Consider the following 14107-nt stretch of genomic DNA (forward strand, 5'->3'; position numbering starts at 1 on the left):
CTCTTGTAAATTCCCTAATTATTTCCTCTCTAAACTTGTAGGGGTACTAATTTGCTTTTTCCAATAATTGTCCCTGGTAGAGCTGATAGTAGTTTCCTTTTTGAGCAAGTAGCTCATCATGGCTGCCAGCTTCAATAATTTTTCCGTGCTCCAGCATGATAATTTTATCCGCTTCTTGAATGGTATTCAAGCGGTGGGCTACAACAAAGCTGGTTCTCCCCTCCATGAGGTATGTTAGTGCTTCTTGAATTTTTAATTCAGTAATTGTATCAATATTACTCGTTGCTTCATCAAGAACCAGTATCGCAGGCTCTGCTAATAAAGCGCGAGCAATTGTTAGCAGTTGTTTCTGGCCTTGGCTGATTCCACTGCCGGTTTGATCCAGAATTGTATTGTAGCCATCTGGAAGTTTTTCAATAAAATCATGTGCATTTGCATCTTTCGCAGCTTGTATTACTTCCTGATCGGTTGCTTCCAGCCGTCCATAGCGGATGTTTTCCATTATTGTAGCATGAAAAAGAAAGGAATCCTGCAGTACAAAAGCCATATGTTTACGAAGATTAGAACGTTTAATATCTTTTAAGTCATTACCGTCAAGTGTTATTTTACCTTCATCATAATTGTAAAAACGGGATATTAAATTGATTATTGTTGTTTTTCCAGCACCCGTATGTCCGACAAAAGCAACGGTTTCTCCAGGTTTTGCCTCAAAGCTAATATCCTTTAAAATGGCGTCTTCCTCATAACCGAAGGAAACATGATCAAAAATAATATGACCATTCGTTGTATTTAATTCAATAGCACTATCCTCATCTGCTTCTTCCTGTGGCTCATCAATGACTTGAAAGACACGTTCTGCTCCTGCGATGGCTGATAAAAGGATATTGAACTGGTTGGACAACTCATTTAATGGTCGGGTAAACTGTCGTGCGTACTCCGTAAAAATTACAATTACACCAACAGTAATGAATCCCTTGATCGCCAGAATACCACCTACAAGCGCAATTAATCCAAAGCTAAGAAAGTTCAACATGTTCATTACTTTGGGAATAAACCCGGAAATAGTCAATGCCCAAAACCCAGATCGATTTAAATTTGAATTTCGTTCTTCAAATTCTCCAATTACTCGTTCTTCCTGAGAAAAAGCTTTTACTATCAGCTGCCCTGAGACAATTTCCTCAACGTAGCCATTTACTTCACCGAGGTCTTTTTGCTGTAATTTATATAAAGGACCTGTACGTTTGGTGATCCAGCGCATGCCAAGAAACATTAATGGAATAATGGACATGGTAACAACTGTCAGGATGGGGCTAAGGTATAACATTACTCCAATTGTACCAACAAGTGTTAATACACTGGAAAAAATCTGGATCACGGATTGGTTTAACGTGTTATTTACATTATCGATATCATTAGTAATTCGACTCATCAGTTCGCCGTGCTGCCTTTTGTCAAAATAAGAAATAGGTAAGCGGTGAAACTGGTAGAATAAATCCTTTCTTAATGAATAAACCGTATTTTGAGCAATCCCTACCATCCAATAATTTTGCAAAAAGATGGATAATGAGTGGAAAAGATAAATGACAATAAGCCATACGAGCAGCATACCCAGGCCTGCTGTCTGCTTTGTAACAATGAAATCATCAATAGCCATTCCGATCATGAATGGACCAAGTAAACTAAGCCCTGAGCTAAGAACAACCATGAGAATAACAAATGCCAGCTTCGCTTTTTCTCGCATCAAATAGGATGTAATTCGTTTAATGGTTCCCTTTGCATCATTTGCTTTTCGTTTTTTCTCCTTGGAAAGTTTTTCTAAGGGAATCCGCTTATATTGAAAAGGCCTTGTAAATGAATTATTCCGCATATGCATACTCCTTTCCAAACTGAGATTCTACAATGCGTCTATAAAGCTCTGAATGTTTTAACAGTTCTTGATGTGTTCCAAGTGCCAACACATTACCTTCATCCATTAGTAAAATCCGATCCGCTCTTGTGGCAGTGGATATCTTTTGCGTAATAATTAAGATAGTGCATTCATAGTCATCCACTGCTTCCAGTAAGCGGGATTCTGTTGCGAGGTCAAGTGCACTTGTACTATCATCCAGCATAAGGATTTTGGGTTGGCGAATTAATGCGCGTGCAATGGATATGCGTTGCTTTTGTCCACCTGAAAGGTTAACCCCTTTTTGGCCGATTTTGGTATCATACTGTTTAGGTAAATCCATGATCGTATCATGAATTTGAGCATCCTTTGCTGCTTGGATAATCTCATCCTTTGTTGCATCCTGCTTTCCCCATGCAATATTTTCTGTGATGGAGCCAGTAAAGAGCAGTGGACTTTGCGGTACAAAACCAATACTTCCCCGAAGATTATCCAATGTGTAAGAATCCACAGGCTGATCGTCAATCTGTACTTCTCCTTTTGTTGCGTCAAACAAGCGTGGAATCAATTGGAAAAGTGAGGTTTTTCCAGCTCCGGTGGCACCGATAATTGCAAGCTTTTCCCCTGCATTTACTCGGAATGAAATATTTTTAAGTACCATATCCTTCGCGGTAGGGTATGTGAATGATACTTCATTGAAAGTGATTCTTCCATCTGCTACGACCGTTTTCTTGTCGGCGCTTTTATCTGTTTCAGAAGCATTTTCCTCTGCAAGTACAGCCTCCAAACGATTGGCGGATGCACGCATACGGGAAAAAGCCATAATGATAAAAGTGAACATGGAAATGGACATAGCTACACGCATAGCATAGTTGACAATAGTCACCACATCACCAACAGAGGTCTGGCCCGCAACTGCTTGGGCATTCCCATACCAAATAATAAAAATCAGGCTTAAATTCATAACGAATAACAGGACAGGCATGGATGCTTCCACAAAACGAAACGTACGTCGTGTCTCTGTCGCCAGCTCTTCGTTGGAAGTAGTAAAACGGGATTCTTCGTGTTTACGCCGGAAGAATGCCTTAATTAATCGCATGCCAGCCAAATTCTCTTGCATAACACGGTTTACCTGATCGACTTTTGTCTGAACCTGATCAAACATCTTACTGGCGACTTTTAACACCCATAAAATAAATCCGACAAGCAATGGTACAGTAATAAGGAAAATAAATGCTAGCCTTGCATCCACGACAAATGCCATGATGACTCCACCAATTACGATAAGTGGCGCCTTGGCCATAATTCTTAATCCCATGAATATAGTGTTTTGTACCTGGCGAACATCATTAGTAAACCGAGTGACCAGTCCGGATGTGGGAAACTTATTTAAGCTTGCAAAGGAAAAAGCCTGAATTTTAGCAAATAGCTTTTCCCTTATATCATGGGCAAATCCCCAGGCAGCGTGGGAAGCATAAAAAGAGTTTATAATACCTGCTATAAATGCAGTGAAGGCGAGCCCAATCATAATGCTTCCCCACATTACAATATTGGACATATCCTTCGTCACAACTCCATCATTAATCATTTTACCTAGGAAAAACGGAAGCAATAACTCAACTGCCAGTTCAATAAGCATTAAAAGAAACGCAAAAATAGCAGCAAATTTATATGGTTTAATATAGGAAAGAACTGTTCTCATGCTGAACCTCCATATTTGAATGCAAAATTTCTAACTATTATAACAGTATAATAGTATTGTTTAATTTTATCCAACATTCCATTTCGGGAGGCGAAGGAATTAAGGGGAGGATGAGTTGTTGACTCGGTAAGGGGAGTGTGCGTCTCGGCTGGGGAGTGAGTTGACTCGGTAGGGCAGGCGGTAGTCTCGGGTAAGAGCTGATGTGTCGCGGGAGGTGGAAGGTCTGTCTCGAGTGAAAGGAGGCATGTCGCAAATAGACGAATGATTGTCTCGGTCAGTGCCCTGGTTATCTTGCTTACTCGAATAGTGCCTTGGCTAAAAAGGTAATTCATGCTTTTCAAGACACTGACAACTATAATTATCTTGTACTAAAGACCTCTGCTTATACTTATTGTGAGGCGATCAATTACAGTAACTGTGAAACAAAAACATATTGACAGGTCGATGTAAATTTTATATAGTTATGTTACTGTCTATTACATACGATTCCGTAGCTCAGCTGGGAGAGCGCATGCTTGACAGGCATGAGGTCGTTGGTTCGAGCCCAATCGGAATCACTACTAGAAAAAGCTGCACCTTTTCTTATGAAAGGTTAGCAGCTTTTTTGTTGTTCTTTGTTATAGCATAAGTAGACTTATATCCTCTGATAAAATCCTCTTAATATTAATTTGGCTCCAGCTGTATACTCACTTTTTATCCATTCACCAAAAATGGTCTATCTTTAAAAAATAGGCATATATATATAAATAGTGTAAAACAACTTGAAAGATAGGATAGGTGATTTCATGGATAAAGATAAATCATCAAGACATCACAACCCGGCTGACAACCTGAAAAATGAGCAGCTGGATCGGTACCGCGTGCAAAATACCGGGAAGCCAATGACGACAAATCAAGGAAGAAAAATCTCCAATGATTCAGAGACGTTAAAAGCTGGCGAGCGCGGGCCTTCTTTACATGAAGACTGGCATTATTTTGAGAAAATGTCTCATTTTGTGCAAGAAGAGGAACCAGAAAGAGTTGTTCATGCAAGAGGATATAGTGCACATGGGGAGTTTGAATGCTATCAATCGATGAAGCATGTAACAAAAGCAGGTTTTTTACAGGAACCAGGAAAGAAAACATCACTAACTGTACGTTTTTCTACTGTTCAAGGACCTAGAGGATCATATGATACGGCAAGGGACTTACGTTGTAAGGGTGTTAAGTTTTATACAGAAGAAGGAAATTACGATTTGACAACAATTGCGATGCCTGTGCTAATTAACCAAGATCCGATGAAGTTTCCGGATGCGATGCATGCATACCAAGCAAAGCCAGATGATGATATACCAACAGCTTCAGGTGCGCATGACTACTTCTGGGATTATGTAGCAAACAATCCGGAGGCCCTCCATATGGTCCAATGGATCATGTCGGACAGAGGAATCGTGAGAAGTTACCGCATGATGGAATCTTGGTCTATTAATACGTATTTATTTGTGAATGATAAGGATGTTGCAACATTTGTGCGATTTGTCTGGAAACCTGTGCTCGGTACTCATTCCCTGTTGCAGGATGAGGCTTTAAAAATCGGTGGACTTGATCCGGATTTCCACCGTAGAGACTTACGAGAAGCGATTGATAAGGGGGCATATCCGGAGTATGAATTAGGAGTTCAGTTAATTCCTTTAGAAGATGAGTTTAAATATGATTTTGATATTCTCGATCCTGCAAAGTTTTGGCCGGAAGAACTAATTCCTGTTCAACTTATCGGAAAAATGACGCTAAATATAAATATTGATAATTACCATACAGAGTCTGAACAAGTAGCCTTTAACCCTGCAAATGTGGTGCCGGGAATAGGCTTTTCCAATGATCCTGTGTTACAGGGGAGATTAATTGCATATCATATGGCACAAGTACATCGAATGGGTCCGAACTTCCAAGAGTTACCGATAAACAAACCAATTTGTCCATTTCATAATAATCAGCGCCGAGGACCTATGAGGTATCGAATCGACGTGGATCAGGTAAACTATCATGAAAATTCGCTAGCAAATAACACGCCTTACACTACGCCCCCTGAAGAAGGCGGATATGAACATTATCCAAAGAAAGTGGAAGGGCATGTAGTTCGTGGACGGAGTGAATCATTCAATGATTTCTTTACACAACCGCGCATCTTTTGGAATAGCTTAACACCTGTTGAAAAGGAGCACACGATCCAAGGTTTCAGTTATCAATTGGGGAAAGTAGAAAGTAAATCTGTCCGCCAGCAAAACGTTGATCTTTTGGCAAATGTAGACAATGATTTGGCATGCATTGTAGCTGATAACATAGGTGTGGAACGTCCAACCGGCTCACAGGTTCCTGTTTCAACAAGCTACCCTTCTCTTAGCCAAGCAAAAAGTTCTCCTTTTTATGCTTATACGCAAAAGGTAGGTGTGTTGATTGGTGACGGTTTTAATGGTCCTGAGGTAGCAAATGTGCTTCATTACTTACAGCAAAAAGGTGTTTTCATTAAAATCATCAGTGACAACCTTGGAACAGTTACTGGAAATGATGGAACGAGGCTGAAGGTGGAAGACACTTTCCTTACTTCAAGCCCGTACCTTGTTGACTCTCTTTATATTGTAGGCGGAAATGTGAAGCAACAGGATAAATTTATGCAAGAAGTACTGGATTACGTCCATCATGCATATAAACATTATAAACCTATTGGGGTTGCGAAAAGCGGGCAGTCTTATATTCACACATCAAAAAGTAATAATTTAGCTGGAGTCGTCTTTGCTGCTAACAATCCAGACTTTAATAAAGAATTTGTTTCAGCTATTGCCCAACAACGTTTTTGGAATAGAACATAGAAATTGTATAAGATTGACTGTGTAATGAGCGCCATGTAAAAAATACAACAGATGACATATGTTGAAAGATATCTGGTCATTGCCGAGGATTTCTTGAAAGTCTGTATCCTATTATAAGGATATAGGCTTTTTTATTTTAAGGAGAATAAAAGTTAAATGTGAGGCTTTTGAAAGTTTGGGCTGTATATACAATGAAGTACTTAATTCGTAATGATTACTGTTTACAATTGGATCAGTTTTCTGTATACTAACTTTAAATCGTAATCATTTCGTTTTATTTTATGAATATCCGCATAAAGTGAACAAAAAATGAATGAATTTATGGCTTGCTGATTGTATTTTGGATTATTGGGTGATTTTTTTTATAGTTTACTACATAACACATCTAATGATGTAGTAGGAATATCAATTATGTTCAGCTTTTATTTTTGATCACGAGGCGTAATGATTACGATTTATATATATATTTGGGGGAAGGAAGAGATTGAATTGAAAAAGTTTATTGGGTTGACAGTATTGTTCGTATTTTTTATTTCTGTATTGAGTGGATGTAATAGTCCAACCTCTGGTTCAACTGGTTCTGCAGATGGAGATGCTGCAAAAGAAAATAAGTCTCTAATAAAGGTGTATACAACATTATATCCATTAGAATTTTTTACAAAGCAGATTGGTGGTAACAAGGTGGAGGTTGAATCAATACTCCCTCCAGGAGCAGATGCGCATACATTTGAACCAGACTCAAAACAAATGGTCGATATCGCAAAAGCAGATTTGTTTATATATAACAATAAACAAATGGAGGGCTATGCCAAAAGCATAGATGAAGCTTTACAAACAGAGCATGTAGAGACACTGGAAGCGACTGCTGGTATTGATCTGCTTAGTTATACGGAGGAACATACACATGAAGAAGCAGTTCATGAGGATGAACATGAGCATGGAAAAGACGAACATCTTCATGATGAAAATCATTCAGCAGAAGAACAGGAAAATAAACATGGCGAAACAGCGGATCACAGTCATCAACATGGTGATGAGGATCCACATGTTTGGCTTGATCCAATTCGGTCTATAGAACTTGCACACCATATTAAAGATAAATTAATTGAAATAGATCCAGAAGCTAAAGAAGCATTTGAGGCTAATTTTACAGCGTTAAAGGCAAAGCTGGAAGAGCTGGATGCTTCTTACAAAAAGAAACTTAACTCCATGGACGAAAATGAGATATTAGTTACTCATGCTGCGTATGGATACTGGGAGGATTCATATGGTTTGGAACAAATAGCAATCTCAGGGCTTTCTCCATCCAATGAACCTTCTCAAAAACAATTGAAGAAAGTGATCGATATAGTTAAGGAGCATCAAATCAATTATTTGCTTTTCGAACAAAATGTAGAGCCACGTGTAGCTAAAATTATTCAAAAGGAGACAAATATCCGTTCATTGTATATTCATAACTTGTCTGTATTAACTGAGTCTGATATTGAAAATAACGAAGACTATTTTACACTTATGCAACAAAATCTGGAAACATTAGTGGAGGCATTACAGTAAGGGGAGGGAGCTAATTAAGCTCTCTTTTTTTACTATTAATGTAAAAGTGCCGAATTTCGAAATAAGCCGCGTTTAGTTTTAAAATCTCTCCGTTAAAAATTTAAATTGTAAAGAGCGTTCTGATAGGTAAATTATGGTATGATAAAGGAAAATTAAAATTGCTTAGTGTAAAGGTTTACGAGATGCTCTCTAGTCTTTTTAATGCAGTAGAGTCCAGCTTTTAAAAGAACGGCCATGTGTGAGTACATACTTGGATGCCGAAAAGGGGAAACGAGATGAAAAAGTTCATATGGATCTTTGCTATATTTTTAGTACTTAGTTATTTGGCTGGTTGCTCAAATGAACAAACATCAACCTCCATCAAAGTAAATGAGTCTGATTTATCAGAACGAGAGGAAGCGATCCTTTTATCCACTGCCGAGCAGTCATTTATTTTTGATTTTAAAGCAGATCCGTCTTACAAAGAAGTGGAGCTATGGTTGGATAAATATGAATTTGGTAAAAAAACAGAGAAAGTCAATCATCTTATTTCTGACATTAAGGAGAAGGGCTATTTAATGTTTGCCATTTCGAAGGATGCAGGAGAACAGGAAATGTCTGTCTTTAATGTAGGGGTGTTTAGCAATGGAGGAACAAGCGCTTTAACTAATGCAGAGCGAATCGGGGAAAAAGGATTGAAAAATATGTCTAGTGTGTGGGCTACAAATCCATTTCTTTCCGAACAGGTAAAGGAAGAAATAATACTGTCTTCCATTTGCTATAAAAGTGGAGATGGTTCCATGCATAGCCTATCAGAGGACTTTTACCGTGATGTTGAAGGAAATCTCGAAACAATAAAGAAATATGATGAAGTGTATCTTTTAAAGGCAAAATTTAATAAAACAAAAAGTCAATAACTAGCTGCTACTAATAGACCAACAATAGCTTTAAGAAGAAGATTTTACTCGCGGGTAAATTTCTGAATATATTGAAACTGGAGAGCGATGCCGCTCGTAATATAATCAGGGGTGATGTGAATGCGTGCAGATGCTGCATATATGAAAGCATACGTGTTAACTGATCGAGAATCAATACAAGTGAGTTTACGCTGTGCGATGAAGACTTTTATTTATAGACAGGTGTATAGGCCTGGGATGCTTGTTGCCACAGAACGGCGATTAATTTTTGTAGCTGATTCTACTACAGGCAATGAACTAATAGAGGTATTTGAATATAGGGATATAAATGACATACGTAAAAAACGAGGATTACTTAACTCCCGGATTGTCTTAAGGTATAAAACAGATATCGTGAAATTTTCACAGTTCTTAGCAGATAATGATGACCTATTGGTTAAAGTGGTGAAAGAAATGATGGTAAAAAACGAAGGGTAATTTCAAAACTGTTTGATATAGAAGAAGTTGTTGCTTAGAGTAAAGGAGGGTTTCTTTATGACCACAGCACTATATCATAAAATTGCAGACAAATTAAAATTTGTAGAGGGAGCAAATTTTGTAACAATTGAAGATACGAAGAATGTGTCAGAAGATGAATTAGTTTATTTTATTCAATATCTAGATTTATTACCGCATATAAAAAACGCTGTAAATGTTAACATTCTTGTAGATGGTGAATTTTCGGAATCTGTTGAGGTTTACCTGAACAAGCAAGGCTTTCAACTACATGATGAGATTGTAACTGTATATAAAGATTTAAAGGACTTACCAGAAACAGACAACCTTTATTTTATAAAAACATTACGTGAGATGGATCGTGATTTTTTTATAAGTGTGTGGACAGAAGTAATGAAGCATTCGTTTAATTCGCCTTCCTCCTTAAGTGTAGAAGAACAGCTCCATAGTGCAGAAATTGAACTCGGACCGATATATACGGATTCATGTATAGTAGCCTATGAAAATGCCAAGCCACTAGGTGTTATTATGCCACATCTGGAGCCGGGAACAAAGGATGAGGGAAGGTTATTTTATTTTGGGCTCGTACCAGATGAGCGCGGAAAAGGGAAAAGCGTTCTTCTCCATCAGCAAGTTTTACAATTACTGCGATACCAATTTAATGCTTCCTATTATATTGGTTCTACCAGCTTAAAGAATGTGCCAATGATCCAGACCTTTGTACATAACGGCTGTAAACGAATAGAAAAGAATAAAGTATATAAACGAAGGAAGGGTTAGTAGTTTTATCTGGGAAGGTGTGAAGCTAAGCTATATAACCAAAGGAGTTTTCTTAAATGCTAAAATTTAGAACGATAAATGTAGATAGGGATAGAGAGCTTGTGCTTACATTTCGAAGAGATTCGTTTGTAGTAAGCTTTGGAAATGGGAACGATTTTCACGAAGAGGAATATCTTGAATGGTTGAAAGAAAAACAAAATGAGAATTCAACAAACTTTGTACTCGTGTTAGAAGAAGAGGCTTATATTGGACAATTGGAGCTATCTATTCGGCAATATGATGAAAAATATATAGGTTATGTTCATCTGTATTATTTGATCCCCGATAAAAGAGGGAAAGGATTAGGTTCGGAGTTAAATACATATGCGGAGAATTTTTTCAAACGTCATGGGGTGAGCGAGTACCATTTACGCGTTTCCCCGACGAATACATCAGCTTTATCTTTTTACCGAAAATTAGGGTTAACTGTAATTGGTAAGGAATTGGATGGAAAAGTGATTCGTATGAGAGGACAAGTAAGTGGGTGAAATGTTAAATGGAAGATCAGCTTTTCATAAATGAATTTGTTTTTTCTTGTAAGCGCCATCTGCAGCATAACTTAATTGGTGTGTATCTACATGGCTCGCTGGCGATGGGATGTTACAATCCTCAAACAAGCGATATAGATTTACTTGTAGTTGTAAAAAAACGTCTTACAGCTGATACAAGAAAGAAACTTATAGAAGAAATACTCTTATTGGAAGAGAAATATTATTCCTGTCATTTAGAGATGAGTGTGATTTTAGAGGAACAAGCAAAACAACCTCATTATCCTACGCCTTTTGATTTACATTATTCAAAAGAGCATAAAACAAAGTATGTGGAATACCCCAATTATAGCTGTTCAGATGGATTTGATTCTGATTTGGTAGCACATATGATGGTTACCTATTATCGGGGAAAGATGCTTTACGGAAAAGAAATACATCAGGTTTTTTCTCCAATTAAGCAGGAATATTACATAGCCGCCTGCCTGCTAGATGTGAATGATTCGCGTTGGAAGATTAGAGAGAAGCCTGTTTATTATTCATTAAATTTGTGCCGAATGCTGTATTTCTTAAGAGAGGGAATCATAGCATCAAAGCAGGAAGGCGGGGAATGGGCGCTGAATATACTGCCTGGTAAGTATCTTAATTTGGTGGGTACATGTTTAACTGTTTATAACGGACAACAACAAGAAATGGAGATAGATGAAATTGAAGCAACCAATTTTGCTGTATATATGCTGAAGCAAATAGATAATGGGGGAATTTAAAATGAATATAACAAAGCTTTCTGTGCGCTTCCAAACCTTTGCTGAAGAGTGTAAAGGTTCAAGCAGGTTGTATGAAGTGTTATCTAATGAAATTGCGAAAGATGAGGAGTTGCTCTCTATTACGGCTGATACTCGATGTGGGCAGCCAGTTCCGAATATGTTATTTGGCGCTGTGCAATACATGCTGCTGGAAAATGCAGACCATGAATTAAAGAGATTTTATAGAAGTATGGTAGAAAAAACAAGACCAGCAACAGAGGCCTTTCCTTATTTTAAAGATTTCTGTTTCAATTATAGAAGCGAAATTAGTGATCTATTAAAAAGCAAACTCGTTCAAACAAATGAAGTGCGTCGCTGTGCATATCTTTATCCGGCTTTTTGCTATGTATATGAAAAAATAAAGAAACCATTAGCCCTTATTGAAATTGGCACAAGTGCAGGCTTTCAGTTGCTATGGGATACATATGCTTATTCTTATGGATCAGCTGAAATATATGGTAATACGCAAGCAGACATCGTGCTGGAAGCAGAAGTGAGAGAAGGAAAGCTTCCAGATTTTATGCAGAGTCCTCCCCCTGTTAGCAAGCGAATTGGTCTTGATTTACATATAAATAATGTTAAAAATTCAGAAGATCGACTTTGGCTAAAAGCACTTATCTGGCCTGAACACGTAGATCGAAGAGATTTATTTGATAAGGTGGCAAGTCAGGTACAGGCTGCAAACCTCCAATTAATAGAAGGAGATGGGGTAGCGATGCTGCCAGAGCTTGTTAACGAGATATCGAGTGAAATGGCCGTCGTAGTCTTCCACACCCATGTTGCTAATCAGTTTTCGAATTTGTTGAAGGAAGAACTCCTCCAACAAATTCATTCCATTGGCAGTAAGAGGGACATTTTCCACCTGTATAATAACATGTATGACCGTTATTTACATTTGGACTATTATTTGCAAGGCGGAAAGGTCTCCCATATTGTTGGAGAAACGGAGGGACATGGCAGGTGGTTTACTTGGAATCTATCGGGTAAATAATGCAGTTGTGTTCCTGTCTCTTAAATCAGACGATCTCTCTCTCAAATTTCTGAGAAGTCTCTCATACCTGGTCGTTTTTTCTCATTTGCGTGTAGGAGTCTCTCAAACTATTGGGCTTGTGGCTCATATACCCAGGTGAGTGTCTCAAATTTATAATTTCTCTCTCATTTAGTTACAGAAAAATCTGCTTTACAAATAATTATTTCTCCTATAGTATAAATAGTTAGAATTTTATTACTTCAGGAGTGTGAGAATGGTGCAGACCTTTGAGTTTTCCGATACATTAAAAAGACTCCCGGAACAGTTTTTTGCCAGTCTTGTTATGAAAGCAAAAAAGCTGACGGATGCTGGGCATGACGTTATAAATCTTGGGCAGGGAAATCCTGATCTACCGACACCACAGCATATTGTGGATGAATTAAAAGCTGCTGCTGATAACCCAACATACCATAAATACTCTCCGTTCACTGGGCAACCTTTTTTGAAACAGGCCATTGCCACTTTTTATAAGCGGGAATATGGAGTGGATATTGATCCAAATACAGAGGTCGCTATTTTATTTGGTGCTAAAACGGGGTTAGTGGAAATCAGTCAATGTCTGTTAAATCCAAGTGATTTAGCATTAGTGCCAGACCCAGGCTATCCAGATTATATGTCAGGTATTGCTCTGTCGAATGCGATACCAGCCTATATGCCTTTGCTGGAGAAGAATGACTTTTTGCCGGATTATGGCGAGTTAGATGAGAAAACATTGGAAGATGCAAAGCTATTGTTCTTGAATTATCCTAATAATCCTACTGCGGCGACCGCAAATAAGAAATTATTTGATGAAACAATTGCTTTGGCCAATAAATATAGCATTTGTGTTGTACATGACTTTGCTTATGGTGCAATCGGTTTTGATGGGGAAAAACCTCAAAGCTTTTTACAGTCCGATGGGGCTAAAGACGTTGGGGTAGAAATGTATACTTTATCAAAAACATATAATATGGCTGGATGGCGAGTTGGTTTTGCGGTGGGAAATCCTTCTGTTATTAAAAGCTTAAATTTAATCCAGGATCATCTATATGTAAGTCTTTTTGGAGCGGTGCAGCAGGCTGCTGAAAAAGCATTGCTTGGCGATCAGTCTGCTGTTGAAAAATTAGTAAATACATATGAAAAAAGACGTAATGTATTTGTGGAGAAACTTCAAGAGATTGGCTGGAATGTACCGACATCCAAAGGCACCTTCTTCACTTGGCTACCTGTACCAGATGGTTATACCTCCGAAACATTTTCAGATCTTCTGCTGAACGAAGCGCATGTGGTAGTGGCTCCAGGAAATGGGTTCGGTAAAAATGGGGAAGGTTATGTACGTGTAGGCCTGCTGGCAAGTGAAGAGCGATTAATAGAAGCTGCAGAAAGAATCGGAAAAATGGAGATATTCCAAAAAAAGCATTGACAAAAGACTTTTGTCGGATTATGATAAAAGCTACCTAATTGAATAGTAAGAATTTTTCTTATCGAGAGTGACGGAGGGAAAGGCCCTGAGATGTCACAGCAACCTTCCAATTGGAGTGGTGCTACTTCCTGCAGAATGTTTTCATTCTGAGAGATAAGTGTTGATAAATCGTTTATCATTCACC

At 38.2% G+C, this 14107-nt stretch carries 11 protein-coding genes, 1 tRNA gene and 1 riboswitch; of the genes, 10 read left to right on the forward strand and 2 right to left on the reverse strand.

The window, feature by feature from the left end; genetic code table 11:
• Positions 1 to 46: 46 nt before the first annotated feature.
• Positions 47 to 1867, reverse strand: coding sequence for an ABC transporter ATP-binding protein (locus JCM12304_RS09420; RefSeq protein ID WP_060680007.1), 1821 nt, complete (start codon positions 1865 to 1867; stop codon positions 47 to 49).
• Complete coding sequence (locus JCM12304_RS09425) at positions 1857 to 3587, reverse strand: ABC transporter ATP-binding protein (RefSeq protein ID WP_060680009.1); 1731 nt, start codon at positions 3585 to 3587, stop codon at positions 1857 to 1859. The genes JCM12304_RS09420 and JCM12304_RS09425 overlap by 11 nt, the downstream gene beginning before the upstream one ends.
• A gap of 484 nt (positions 3588 to 4071) precedes the next feature.
• Between JCM12304_RS09425 and JCM12304_RS09430 the strand changes: the two genes are divergently transcribed.
• The 10 genes from JCM12304_RS09430 (at position 4072) to JCM12304_RS09475 (ending at position 13923) form a co-directional block, all read left to right on the forward strand.
• Positions 4072 to 4144 (forward strand) — tRNA-Val (locus tag JCM12304_RS09430).
• Between the two features lie 228 nt (positions 4145 to 4372).
• Entirely contained in the window at positions 4373 to 6433 is a 2061-nt protein-coding gene (locus tag JCM12304_RS09435) for a catalase (RefSeq protein ID WP_060680011.1), read from the forward strand.
• Between the two features lie 444 nt (positions 6434 to 6877).
• Positions 6878 to 7987, forward strand: coding sequence for a metal ABC transporter solute-binding protein, Zn/Mn family (locus tag JCM12304_RS09440; RefSeq protein ID WP_060680013.1), 1110 nt, complete (start codon positions 6878 to 6880; stop codon positions 7985 to 7987).
• 275 nt (positions 7988 to 8262) lie between these two features.
• The gene (locus tag JCM12304_RS09445; protein WP_060680015.1) at positions 8263 to 8883 is read left to right on the forward strand and encodes a YgaN family protein; all 621 of its coding nucleotides are present in this window, start codon (positions 8263 to 8265) and stop codon (positions 8881 to 8883) included.
• Between the two features lie 120 nt (positions 8884 to 9003).
• Positions 9004 to 9360 (forward strand): PH domain-containing protein, encoded by a 357-nt coding sequence (locus tag JCM12304_RS09450; RefSeq protein ID WP_060680016.1) that lies wholly within the window; start codon positions 9004 to 9006, stop codon positions 9358 to 9360.
• Positions 9361 to 9417: 57 nt separating this feature from the next.
• The gene (locus JCM12304_RS09455) at positions 9418 to 10158 is read left to right on the forward strand and encodes a GNAT family N-acetyltransferase (protein ID WP_060680018.1); all 741 of its coding nucleotides are present in this window, start codon (positions 9418 to 9420) and stop codon (positions 10156 to 10158) included.
• Positions 10159 to 10214: 56 nt separating this feature from the next.
• Entirely contained in the window at positions 10215 to 10685 is a 471-nt protein-coding gene (locus JCM12304_RS09460; protein WP_060680020.1) for a GNAT family N-acetyltransferase, read from the forward strand.
• An 8-nt stretch (positions 10686 to 10693) separates the two neighbouring features.
• Positions 10694 to 11452 carry an aminoglycoside adenylyltransferase domain-containing protein gene (locus JCM12304_RS09465; protein ID WP_060680022.1) on the forward strand — a complete coding sequence of 253 codons (759 nt, stop codon included), beginning with the start codon at positions 10694 to 10696 and terminating at the stop codon, positions 11450 to 11452.
• A gap of 1 nt (position 11453) precedes the next feature.
• Positions 11454 to 12482 (forward strand): DUF2332 domain-containing protein, encoded by a 1029-nt coding sequence (locus tag JCM12304_RS09470; protein ID WP_060680024.1) that lies wholly within the window; start codon positions 11454 to 11456, stop codon positions 12480 to 12482.
• A 256-nt stretch (positions 12483 to 12738) separates the two neighbouring features.
• Positions 12739 to 13923 carry a pyridoxal phosphate-dependent aminotransferase gene (locus JCM12304_RS09475; protein ID WP_026041492.1) on the forward strand — a complete coding sequence of 395 codons (1185 nt, stop codon included), beginning with the start codon at positions 12739 to 12741 and terminating at the stop codon, positions 13921 to 13923.
• Positions 13924 to 13978: 55 nt separating this feature from the next.
• Positions 13979 to 14083: riboswitch (SAM riboswitch) on the forward strand.
• The last annotated feature ends 24 nt before the right edge of the window (positions 14084 to 14107 follow it).

Origin of the sequence: Virgibacillus halodenitrificans JCM 12304, assembly GCF_001310895.1 — a bacterium.
GTDB lineage: Bacteria > Bacillota > Bacilli > Bacillales > Amphibacillaceae > Virgibacillus_Q > Virgibacillus_Q halodenitrificans.

Bases quoted from the DNA above. Each gene is read 5' to 3' on its own strand.
- JCM12304_RS09420 (WP_060680007.1), bottom strand. From the start codon at position 1,867: ATGCGGAATAATTCATTTACAAGGCCTTTTCAATATAAGCGGATTCCC.
- JCM12304_RS09425 (WP_060680009.1), bottom strand. From the start codon at position 3,587: ATGAGAACAGTTCTTTCCTATATTAAACCATATAAATTTGCTGCTATT.
- JCM12304_RS09435 (WP_060680011.1), top strand. From the start codon at position 4,373: ATGGATAAAGATAAATCATCAAGACATCACAACCCGGCTGACAACCTG.
- JCM12304_RS09440 (WP_060680013.1), top strand. From the start codon at position 6,878: ATGATTACGATTTATATATATATTTGGGGGAAGGAAGAGATTGAATTG.
- JCM12304_RS09445 (WP_060680015.1), top strand. From the start codon at position 8,263: ATGAAAAAGTTCATATGGATCTTTGCTATATTTTTAGTACTTAGTTAT.
- JCM12304_RS09450 (WP_060680016.1), top strand. From the start codon at position 9,004: ATGCGTGCAGATGCTGCATATATGAAAGCATACGTGTTAACTGATCGA.
- JCM12304_RS09455 (WP_060680018.1), top strand. From the start codon at position 9,418: ATGACCACAGCACTATATCATAAAATTGCAGACAAATTAAAATTTGTA.
- JCM12304_RS09460 (WP_060680020.1), top strand. From the start codon at position 10,215: ATGCTAAAATTTAGAACGATAAATGTAGATAGGGATAGAGAGCTTGTG.
- JCM12304_RS09465 (WP_060680022.1), top strand. From the start codon at position 10,694: ATGGAAGATCAGCTTTTCATAAATGAATTTGTTTTTTCTTGTAAGCGC.
- JCM12304_RS09470 (WP_060680024.1), top strand. From the start codon at position 11,454: ATGAATATAACAAAGCTTTCTGTGCGCTTCCAAACCTTTGCTGAAGAG.